Origin of the sequence: Streptococcus sp. F0442 (assembly GCF_000314795.2) — a bacterium.
GTDB lineage: Bacteria > Bacillota > Bacilli > Lactobacillales > Streptococcaceae > Streptococcus.
In genome coordinates this window covers 544,580-554,317 of sequence record NZ_KB373314.1, presented here as the reverse complement: position 1 = coordinate 554,317, position 9,738 = coordinate 544,580, and the positions used below count along the sequence as shown (strand labels likewise).

Annotated in this window: 12 protein-coding genes; 11 read left to right on the top strand and 1 reads right to left on the bottom strand. The window is 42.3% G+C overall.

Translation table 11 applies throughout. The features are described from left to right. Positions 1-69: 69 nt before the first annotated feature. The 8 genes from HMPREF9186_RS11730 (at position 70) to HMPREF9186_RS02840 (ending at position 5,851) form a co-directional block, all read left to right on the top strand. Positions 70-207 (top strand): TipC family immunity protein, encoded by a 138-nt coding sequence (locus tag HMPREF9186_RS11730; RefSeq protein ID WP_442852212.1) that lies wholly within the window; start codon positions 70-72, stop codon positions 205-207. A gap of 202 nt (positions 208-409) precedes the next feature. Next, positions 410-682 carry a hypothetical protein gene (locus HMPREF9186_RS02870; RefSeq protein WP_009731321.1) on the top strand — a complete coding sequence of 91 codons (273 nt, stop codon included), beginning with the start codon at positions 410-412 and terminating at the stop codon, positions 680-682. After that, complete coding sequence (locus HMPREF9186_RS02865) at positions 670-1,044, top strand: hypothetical protein (RefSeq protein WP_009731320.1); 375 nt, start codon at positions 670-672, stop codon at positions 1,042-1,044. The genes HMPREF9186_RS02870 and HMPREF9186_RS02865 overlap by 13 nt, the downstream gene beginning before the upstream one ends. Continuing rightward, entirely contained in the window at positions 1,041-2,696 is a 1,656-nt protein-coding gene (locus HMPREF9186_RS02860) for an LXG domain-containing protein (protein ID WP_232198432.1), read from the top strand. The genes HMPREF9186_RS02865 and HMPREF9186_RS02860 overlap by 4 nt, the downstream gene beginning before the upstream one ends. Further along, positions 2,696-3,292 carry a TipC family immunity protein gene (locus HMPREF9186_RS02855; RefSeq protein WP_009731318.1) on the top strand — a complete coding sequence of 199 codons (597 nt, stop codon included), beginning with the start codon at positions 2,696-2,698 and terminating at the stop codon, positions 3,290-3,292. Before HMPREF9186_RS02860 ends, HMPREF9186_RS02855 begins: the two co-directional genes overlap by 1 nt. Positions 3,293-3,599: 307 nt before the next feature. Then, positions 3,600-4,112, top strand: a complete 513-nt coding sequence (locus tag HMPREF9186_RS02850; RefSeq protein ID WP_006154681.1) for an adenine phosphoribosyltransferase — start codon at positions 3,600-3,602, stop codon at positions 4,110-4,112. 101 nt (positions 4,113-4,213) lie between these two features. Then, on the top strand, positions 4,214-5,158 hold the full coding sequence (gene metA / locus HMPREF9186_RS02845; RefSeq protein WP_009731317.1) for a homoserine O-acetyltransferase MetA: 945 nt from the start codon (positions 4,214-4,216) through the stop codon (positions 5,156-5,158). 9 nt (positions 5,159-5,167) lie between these two features. Then, positions 5,168-5,851, top strand: a complete 684-nt coding sequence (locus HMPREF9186_RS02840; protein ID WP_009731316.1) for a DnaD domain-containing protein — start codon at positions 5,168-5,170, stop codon at positions 5,849-5,851. A 191-nt stretch (positions 5,852-6,042) separates the two neighbouring features. On the opposite strand, the gene add is transcribed toward HMPREF9186_RS02840, so the two are convergent. Continuing rightward, entirely contained in the window at positions 6,043-7,062 is a 1,020-nt protein-coding gene (gene add, locus HMPREF9186_RS02835) for an adenosine deaminase (protein WP_009731315.1), read from the bottom strand. A gap of 137 nt (positions 7,063-7,199) precedes the next feature. On the opposite strand from add, the gene yghU reads away from it, so the two are divergent. The 3 genes from yghU to HMPREF9186_RS02820 all read left to right on the top strand — a co-directional run bounded on the left by yghU (position 7,200) and on the right by HMPREF9186_RS02820 (position 9,732). Further along, on the top strand, positions 7,200-7,988 hold the full coding sequence (gene yghU / locus HMPREF9186_RS02830; RefSeq protein WP_009731314.1) for a glutathione-dependent disulfide-bond oxidoreductase: 789 nt from the start codon (positions 7,200-7,202) through the stop codon (positions 7,986-7,988). Positions 7,989-8,258: 270 nt separating this feature from the next. After that, positions 8,259-8,948, top strand: coding sequence for a tRNA (adenine(22)-N(1))-methyltransferase (locus tag HMPREF9186_RS02825; RefSeq protein WP_009731313.1), 690 nt, complete (start codon positions 8,259-8,261; stop codon positions 8,946-8,948). Then, entirely contained in the window at positions 8,935-9,732 is a 798-nt protein-coding gene (locus tag HMPREF9186_RS02820) for a Nif3-like dinuclear metal center hexameric protein (RefSeq protein WP_009731312.1), read from the top strand. The genes HMPREF9186_RS02825 and HMPREF9186_RS02820 overlap by 14 nt, the downstream gene beginning before the upstream one ends. The last annotated feature ends 6 nt before the right edge of the window (positions 9,733-9,738 follow it).

The following is a 9,738-nucleotide window of genomic DNA, read 5'->3' as shown; positions in this document are numbered from 1 at the left end:
TAAAGAAGATACTACCTACGAGGGCCAACAACTCCTTGAGCAACTTGCCACCTACGGCAAAGACCGTACTTGGTTGAAAAACCAAAGCAAGAAGGTCGCCGAACAATAATCCTGGGTACTTGGTTTAAAAACGGAAGCTCCCGTTATTCCCTGAAAAACTTGGGGGATATGAAAATCGAGTACAAAAAATTGATAGAAGGACAGTAAAAGGCTCTTCTAACAATTATTATCCCGCATCTTCTTCAGATGTGGGATTTTTTAGTGTATATAAATATAATAGGAGATCAGTTACAATGAGGCTTAGATACTACTAACTAAGCTTTTTTTAATTATAAAAGGATGTTATAATACTTCTAACTAAGTGGAAAACTAAGAGTGGTCTCTTAAAAAAATTATTTGGAGGAATTAAATGGCCTTAATACAATCAAATGCTATTTCAGCTGCAGATGCAATTAGTGAGCTGGTTTCAGTTGATACCAGTAATGTGCAAAATCAGCAAGTTTCATTTTCTTACACCCAAGAAATTACAGGAATGGAAAATGGAAAGGAGGTAACAAATTCAGTTCTTCAGGCTATTAGCGAATTTAGTCAAGCAGTTCTAATTCAAGCCAACAAGTTCCCTCAAATTGCTGCTGTAATTGAAAAGAGAGATATAGAGGAATCTCAAAGATGGAATCATTAAATAAAAAAATAGATAAGAGCGAAAAAGAGCGCTCTACTTTGACTCGAAAAATTATAGAACTTGAAGAAAAGGAAGATGATTTAAAATTATTACAGAAGCGACATGAAAACAGAGTTCTTTATTTAGCTGAGCAATTTGAACAGCTGTCTTCTGGCGTGGACTCATTACTAAAAGAATCGGATATGTCAACACAATTTAGAATTCAGGAGTTAGAAAATAATCAAGAACTGCGTCGTCAAATGTCCGAATATGTGCAAATCCATTTTGATGACATAGAAAAATGGAGTCAATCGATCCGTCGAAATACGGATGAACAAAGAGATAAACTAATATCAGAAAGGAATCGATTGCCTTGGGAGTGAAATATAGTTCTGCAGAATCTAGTGCATTAATTGAAGCACTATCAAACAATATAGAAATTGCAAATGAAATTACAGAAAGATTATCAAATGGTTGCGATTATTTGGTAAGTTCTTTGGATTCAGGTAAATTACAGGGAGCTGCATATACTGCGGGTAAAGGACTTTTTACCGATATTATTATCCCTGCAATTACGAAAATCAAGGAAGCAGTGGATGATATTCAGATCGAGTTGAATTCATATAAAACAGCAAATGAACCTGTATCTCAATATGGAAATCTTGATTTAGAAGAATTAAAAGCTCTCAAAAAAAGTAAAGAAGACATGTTAACAGTTGTTAATGAACAGATTGCTGAGCATGAGAGCTTTTTTAATAAATTAAAAGATACTTTTAATTCCGATGCCCATCGTGAGACTTCTCGTCAATTGACTGACTCAAAAAATAATCTAGAGTCAGAAATTCAGAGTGTGACAAAGAAAATTAATGAGTTGGAATTGTTTGTATCTCAAGTCGCATCATTTTTCTCAGACAGTTTAACTGTTCTTCAACTTGCTATTCAAGGAGCAAGTCAGTTAAGTCAAGTGGTTGTTGATGCTAATGGTAATTACTATACAGATGGTCTAGATATGACTTGGGTTGTTGAATTAAAGGCTCAGAAAATAGTAAGCGAATCCCCAAGTTTACAAGATCTGTCCCTAGAAGATGCAATGTTTGCACAGAACCTGATGGTGCAGTATGGATTTAACGAGCAGACGGCAAGGGAAATCATAAAAGTCAGAGATGGCATTGATAAAAAATTCCCAGATAAGTCTCAAGAGGAAAAAGATTACATACTTCTTAGGGTTCTTGGAAGCGCCTCATATACGGGATTTAAGTGGGATCAAACTGCGGGTTCTTTAGTTAATTATTTTTACGATGAAGAGATAATAAATCGTGTTCTTGTTCATTTAGTGAAGAGCTTTGATGAAATTATGGATGAACTAGGATTAAGTAAAGAGGAGTCAAAACATCTTTATGGAATGTTATCCTTACAGCATGCAGTATCAGGTTCGAAACGTAAAATTGGTAAGTTCAATGATAAAGAATTACATGACTTTGGTATTGAAGCAGAGAATGTTTACAATATTTCCGCTAATGAAGTTCAATCGGTTGCAAAAAGTATGTATCGAAAAGCTGACTTTACTCACCAGTCTATCACAATGGCCACACATCTAAATTCTAGATGGTTTGCTTTAGCTGATTTTTATGGTGGAAGAAAAAATGTTAATGACTTATCGGGCTGGGAAGGTGATACTACTACAAATGCGACCGATATGCAACCAAGTATTGGAATGGATGATTATCTTGCAGACTTAGATTCTGTTAATATTGTAAAACGTATGACTTCGAATACTCAATCTTATACGCAAGCAATGAATAGTTACTTCAATGATCTGCAAAGCTCTCCAAATTTAAGAGAGAAAGAATTTAAACAAAACGTGGATTTGAATGAAGTTAAATCAACTATTTTTGAAAGTCTAGTACCAGTTTATGAAAGATCTTCAGAGGAACAGTCAATGGAATATCTGAAGGAACATGAAAAGTATAATTCATCCTACCTGTTCATTGAAAGTTTGGAAAAAGAAGAAATGCAATATAAGAAAGATGAATAATGAAGCAAAAACTTAAATTATTTGTTTGGTTGATTCCCGTCCTACTTTTTTGCCTCTATTGGTTAGGAATCTACCTGAGCCTCAAAAACCCCATGGAAGAAATCAACTACGCTGAAAATGGTGGGCTGATGCGCTATGTGATGCTTAAGCCCTATACAGAAACGATAGGGAACGATGGTATTTGGAAAGAAAATGAGGATTTTCAGACCTACCCCTATTCTAAAGGAATTGTCGATGCTAACGAAGAACTGTCCGTGATGATGTTTAGGGGAACGCCCAACTGGACCTATATGTATGATCTTCAATTGGAAAAAGGTGTGACACTTGGTTTTATATTTAAATACAACTCATCCAAAAAGTTGTTTTTCCAGAAAGAGGTCTACCTTTATAAAGAAGATACTACCTACGAGGGCCAACAACTCCTTGAGCAACTTGCTACCTATGGCAAAGACCGCACTTGGTTGAAAAACCAAAGTAAGAAGGTCGCCGAGCAATATATCCTGGGTACTTGGTTTAAAAACGGAAGCTCCCGTTATTCCCTGAAAAACTTGGGGGATATGAAAATCGAGTACAACAAATTAATAGAAGGACAGTAAAAGGTTCTTCTAACAATTATTATGAAAGTGGGACAGAAATCGGTCATTCGTTAGAATTCGATTTCGTCGTCCCACCTCCGCACAGTTGAGTAGGGCTGTAAAAGCTGATGAAATCAGCGTAGTAGAGCCCACTCAACAACTGCGTCTTGCTCGACAATCCAAAGACAATTGAGAGGCTAGGACTTTTGTCCCAGCCTCATTTTGCTGTTGCTGCAGGTATGGGAAAATGATTTGGCAAAAATGATGCAAGTTAGTAGAATTCATGGTATAATGGAATGTAAAAATTTTTTATGAAAGAAAGTTAACCATGAATTTAAAAGATTACATTGCAAGCATTGAAAACTATCCACAAGAAGGGATTACCTTCCGTGATATCAGCCCTTTGATGGCAGATGGCAATGCTTATAGTTATGCGGTTCGTGAAATCGTTCAATACGCAACCGATAAGAAGATCGATATGATCGTCGGTCCTGAAGCGCGTGGTTTCATCGTTGGATGTCCAGTCGCTTTTGAGTTGGGAATTGGATTTGCACCTGTCCGTAAGCCTGGTAAGTTGCCACGTGAAGTCATCTCTGCTGACTACGAAAAAGAATACGGTGTGGATACCTTGACCATGCACGCAGATGCCATCAAACCAGGTCAACGTGTCCTCATCGTCGATGACCTTTTGGCGACTGGTGGTACGGTGAAAGCAACCATCGAAATGATCGAAAAACTCGGTGGGGTCGTTGCAGGGTGTGCCTTCTTAATCGAGTTGGATGAATTGAAAGGTCGCGAAGCGATCGGCGATTACGACTACAAAGTTTTGATGCATTACTAATATAGTCTAATACTATAACTGGCTACAGAAAAACCATAATTGAAAACTATAAGCTCCTATCATATAATGTTAGTTAAGAACTTGTAAGATGGGAGCTTTTTATGCCAATTACTCTAGATAAAAAATTACCAGCAGTCGATATCCTTCGTTCAGAAAATATTTTTGTCATGGATGATGTTCGGGCGACTCACCAGGATATTCGGCCCATGAATGTTCTCATTCTTAATCTGATGCCGACCAAGGTTGCGACAGAAACCCAGCTCTTACGCCTCTTGGCCAACACACCCTTGCAGATCAATGTAGATTTCCTCTACATGGCAAGTCATGAGTCCAAGAATACAGCGGCAGAACATTTGGAGAGCTTCTACAAGACCTTTGAGGATATCAAGGATAATTACTATGACGGTTTGATTGTGACAGGAGCCCCTGTCGAAAAGATGGACTTTGAAGAAGTGGACTACTGGGATGAGTTGACCCAGGTCTTTAAATGGGCCAAGCGTCATGTTTTTTCCACCTTGCACCTCTGTTGGGGAGCTCAGGCTGGTCTTTACTACCGTTACGGGATTCAAAAAGTAGAGCTCTGTGACAAGCTATCCGGTATCTATGACCAAGTAGTGGTGCGTCCGGAAAGTCTTCTCATGAGAGGCTTTGACGATCGCTTCCTTGCCCCTCATTCTCGCTATACGGATGTTCCTTTGAAGGAAGTCCTTGAAAAGAGCAATCTTCAGGTGATCGCGCAAGGAAATGAAGTTGGCCTTTCCATCATTGCCAGTCCAGACATGCGTGAGGTGTATAGCTTTGGCCATCTGGAGTATGATCGCGATACGCTGGCAAAAGAATACAACCGAGATGTCAAGGCAGGCTTGGATCCGGATGTTCCTAAGAATTATTTTGATCACGATGATGCCAGTACAGAGCCTCGCATTCGCTGGAATCTAGCTGCGACAACCTTCTTTAGTAATTGGATCAACTATGCGGTTTATCAAGAAACACCTTACCGCTTGGAAGAATTGGAAAAAGATATTTCATTTTATGGTTACCTATAAAGGGGAATTATGACATATTCACAAGCATTTAAGTATGGCAACTTGGTTCTTCCAAGTGCCTTGCTTTTTCATTATCATGAGTTATTTGACCAGGCAGATGACTACTTGGTTTGGCAGTTTTTCTTCCTTCAAAATACGACCGGTCAAGAGACCTTGACTCCCAATCAGATTGCCAGTCATCTAGGAAAAACGGTGACAGAGGTCAATCGGATTATGTCCAATTTGACCACCAAGGGACTTCTTCAATATCGGACGATTGAGCTCAATGGAGAAATTGAGGCCATCTTTGATGCGACCATTGCCCTGGAACGCTTGGATGAAATTCTAGAGGCTCAGACACAAGGGAAGACACAGAATGCTCCTGCCAAGGGAAATGTCATCAAGGACTTGGTGGAAACCTTCCAACAAGAACTGGGACGACTCTTGACGCCTTTTGAGATTGAAGATTTGACCAAGACCGTGCGGGAGGATCAGACAGATCCCGATGTGATCAAGGCAGCGCTACGAGAAGCCGTCTTTAATGGCAAGCCTCACTGGAAATATATCCAAGCTATTTTGCGAAATTGGCGCAGTGAAGGTATCAATAGCCTGGTCCAAGTAGAGGCGAAACTACAAGAACGCGAGCAAGCCAACCCACGCAATGTGACGGTTTCAGACGATTTCTTACAGGCCATGGATTTGTGGAAGGATTAAAAAACTGAGAGTGGGACAGAAATCGGTAATTCGTTAGAATTCGATTTCGTCGTCCCACCTCCGCACAGTTGAGTAGGGCTGTAAGAGCTGATGAAATCAGCGTAGTAGAGCCCAGTCAACCACTGCGTCTTGCTCGACAATCCAAAGATAATTGAGAGGCTAGGACTTTTGTCCCAGCCTCATTTTTTCGTTTATAAATAGTCTGCGTAGGCTTCCTCTAGTTTGGTCAGGAGTTCTTGTTTTTCCTCTTCACTAGCAAAGGAAGCCTGGATGGCATCGACATTGTGCTGGTAAAAGTCAGCTGGTGTCGTTTGGAAGTGGTGGTGGTAAAGAGTGTATTCCTTGGTCAAATCCGTATCAGATACGGTCCGGTTATCGGTGTTGATACTTATACGGGCTTGAGCTTCCTTCATCTTGAGGTAAGGGAAGTCTCCCACAGTGGCCGCTGCCTTGGTTTGAAGGTTACTGGTCAAACAGAGCTCACCGGTGACCCCATTTTTCACAAACTCTTTTAGAAGTTCTGGTTCGTAAGCTAATAAGGTCACATGGCCATTTCGTTTGATACCATAGGCTATGGATTGAACGACGTTGGCTGGACAGTGGCATTCACCTGCATGCAGGGTCATGGGACGGTTGTAACTTTTGACCTGTTGGATGAGGGCATCAATGGCTTGTGGAGGGTAGTGATGCTCATCCCCAGCGAAGTCAAAGCCGACAAAATCCTGATCCCTAACTTGGTTGGCTTCTGCCAGGATGCGAGAGGTGAGCTCTGGATCGGACTGGCGCATGCCACAAACGAGGGCTTTGGCTGTAATGCCAAATTCATCCTGGGCTTGGCGCAATCCATCACAGACAGCATCGATAATTTCTGGTACGGTAAGTCCTTGGTCCATGGACAATTCTGGGGCAAAACGAACCTCGATATAGATGACATTCTCCAGAGCCGCTTGCTTAGCGACATCGTAAGCAGCAAGGGTCAGGGCTTCCTTGGTCTGAAGGAGAGGGCGAATGTAGTCAAAGGCCTCCAAATAGTCCAAAAGATTCTCACAGTGGGCAGGGGCAGTGACATGGTGCTTGAGCTCTTCATCGCTAGCAGGAAGGTCAATATTGGCCATGGCTGCCAATTGGCGAATAGTCGGAAGAGACAAGGAACCGTCTAAGTGGCAGTGGAGTTCTGTCTTTGCCAAACTATGAAAGTCAATTGTGGACATATTTTTTCTCCTTAAAATGTATTTTTTCTATACTATCATTTTGCCAAGAAAAGTCAAGTAAAGCTAGCGTAGCAGATTTTTGAAAGTAGCGCCTGGATTTGATATGCTAGTACTAGCTTAGAAAAAGGAGAACAGAGATGTCAGATTATCAATTACCGGAAGTATGGGAAGCACCAAATCAAATGGGTGGAGCCTGGGGTAGCTTGAACCAACCAACAGCAGGTGCCCGCTTTGAACAAAGCCTTCCAAAAGGCGACCAGCCTTTCCAACTCTATACTCTTCCAACCCCAAATGGAATCAAGGTGACTATTATGCTGGAAGAACTAAAAGAGTTGGGTGTAGATGCGGGCTATGACGCTTATCGCATCAAGATTGGTGATGGGGATCAATTCGGCAGTGACTTTGTGGCCATCAATCCAAACTCGAAAATTCCAGCCATGTTGAATCAATCAGGTGACCAAGCCATTCGGGTCTTTGAATCAGCCAATATTCTCTTGTATCTAGCAGAGAAATTTGGACAATTGATTCCGACAGATCCTGCTAAACGGACCGAAGTGCTCAACTGGCTCTTTTGGCAGACAGGGGCTGCGCCTTTCTTAGGGGGAGGATTTGGCCATTTCTTCCACTACGCTCCTGAAAAAATCGAGTATGCCATCAACCGCTTTGCCATGGAAGCTAAACGCCAATTGGACCTACTGGACAAGGAATTGGCGACTAGACCTTATATTGCAGGAGAGGACTATACTATTGCAGATATTGCCATCTGGTCTTGGTATGGCCGTCTAGCCCAAGAAAAGGTCTGGGATCGTGCTGGAATTTTCCTAGATGTGAAGGAATACAAGCATTTGCAAGCTTGGACAGAAAAAATTGCTAATCGCCCAGCAGTGCAACGTGGCTTGGAAGTGGAATATAAGGAAATTGACTAAAGTCTAGTATCGGCTTGTTGAGGATGATTGCGAGAGTTTCCGCCGTGAGTATAGCACATGAAACGTATAAGTTTCATGTGCCCGGAAGTTTTGAGACAATAGACTCAAAACTTAGTCATGGAACTTCTACGAAGTTCGCTGACGTCCGGACTCACCTAAGGAAAGTCTAAAATAATACCTTTCCATAATAGACAGGGCGCCGTTGCGCCTTTTTTTAACGGTGCAAACATGGTATACTAAAGGATGGAATAAAAGTATAGAAAGAAGCACATGGAATTTACGAAATTATCAAATCGCTTGGACTTGGTGGCTAGCTTCGTCCCAGCTGGAGCGCGTCTGTTAGATGTTGGAAGTGACCATGCTTATCTCCCAATCGCTCTTTTACAGGAAGGCAAGATTGAGGCTGCTATTGCAGGGGAAGTGGTTGAGGGACCTTATCAGTCTGCCCTGCAAAACGTCGCTGATAATGGTTTAGAGGACAAGATTGAAGTCCGCCTAGCTAATGGCTTGGCTGCTTTCGAATTGTCCGATGACATTTCTTGCATCACCATCGCAGGAATGGGCGGACGCTTGATTGCAGATATCTTAGCAGCTGGACTTGAGAAATTAGCCGGTGTCTCCCGCTTGGTCTTGCAACCCAATAATCGGGAGGATGAATTGCGGACTTGGTTAGTAGACCATGATTTTCGCATAGTTGATGAAGCTATCTTAGAAGAAAATGAGAAGTTTTATGAGATCCTTGTGGTGGAACAGGGTTCTCAAGAGTTGTCAGCTACGGAACTGCGTTTTGGACCCTATTTGATGCGGGAACAAGCTCCAGCCTTTGTCCAAAAGTGGTCCAAGGAGGTAGAAAAATTAGCCTTTGCCTTGGAGCAGGTCCCAGATGAAAATCAATCTGCCAGAGCATCGTTAGAAGAGCGCATCGCCCAAATCAAGGAGGTCCTAAATGCTAGCAAGTGAAGTTATCAAACGCTATGAAGCCTACTGTCCCCAGGAACTTTCCATGGAGGGAGATGTCAGTGGGCTACAGGTCGGCACCCTGCAAAAAGACATCAAGAAGGTCTTGGTAGCCCTAGATATCCGGGAGCAGACGGTAGCGGAAGCCATCGCCCATGGGGTGGACTTGATCATGGTCAAGCATGCGCCCATTTTTCGTCCTATTAAGGATTTGGTAGCCGATCGGGCTCAAAATCAGATCTATATCGACTTGATCAAGCATGATATCGCAGTCTACGTCAGCCATACCAATATTGATATCGTACCAGATGGGCTCAACGATTGGTTCTGCCAGCTCTTGGAAATTGAAGATACAGAACCCCTCAGCATGACAGGAGAAGGACTCGGAATCGGCCGCATCGGTCGGGTAGCTGCCCAAACTTTTGGACAGTTGGCTAGCAAGGTCAAAGAAACTTTTGGCTTAGATGCTTTGCGCTTGGTTGGTTATGACCAGGCGGATTTGGAACGGGTCATTGAGCGCGTAGCTATCTGTGGAGGAAGTGGTCAGTCCTTTTACAAGGATGCTCTCGCCAAGGGAGCAGAGGTCTATATCACAGGAGATATCTACTACCACACAGCTCAGGACATGCTGAGCGATGGGCTTTTGGCCTTGGATCCAGGACACCATATTGAAGTTCTTTTTGTGTCGAAACTAGTCGAAAAGCTCAACCAGTGGAAGGCTGAGGAAGCTTGGGAGATTGAAGTGATTGGCAGTCAAGCCAGCACCAATCCTTTTTATCATATCTAAGGGGTC

Coding starts and splice junctions, on each gene's coding strand:
- HMPREF9186_RS02870 (WP_009731321.1), top strand. CDS start 410: ATGGCCTTAATACAATCAAATGCTATTTCAGCTGCAGATGCAATTAGT.
- HMPREF9186_RS02865 (WP_009731320.1), top strand. CDS start 670: ATGGAATCATTAAATAAAAAAATAGATAAGAGCGAAAAAGAGCGCTCT.
- HMPREF9186_RS02855 (WP_009731318.1), top strand. CDS start 2,696: ATGAAGCAAAAACTTAAATTATTTGTTTGGTTGATTCCCGTCCTACTT.
- HMPREF9186_RS02850 (WP_006154681.1), top strand. CDS start 3,600: ATGAATTTAAAAGATTACATTGCAAGCATTGAAAACTATCCACAAGAA.
- metA (WP_009731317.1), top strand. CDS start 4,214: ATGCCAATTACTCTAGATAAAAAATTACCAGCAGTCGATATCCTTCGT.
- HMPREF9186_RS02840 (WP_009731316.1), top strand. CDS start 5,168: ATGACATATTCACAAGCATTTAAGTATGGCAACTTGGTTCTTCCAAGT.
- add (WP_009731315.1), bottom strand. CDS start 7,062: ATGTCCACAATTGACTTTCATAGTTTGGCAAAGACAGAACTCCACTGC.
- yghU (WP_009731314.1), top strand. CDS start 7,200: ATGTCAGATTATCAATTACCGGAAGTATGGGAAGCACCAAATCAAATG.
- HMPREF9186_RS02825 (WP_009731313.1), top strand. CDS start 8,259: ATGGAATTTACGAAATTATCAAATCGCTTGGACTTGGTGGCTAGCTTC.
- HMPREF9186_RS02820 (WP_009731312.1), top strand. CDS start 8,935: ATGCTAGCAAGTGAAGTTATCAAACGCTATGAAGCCTACTGTCCCCAG.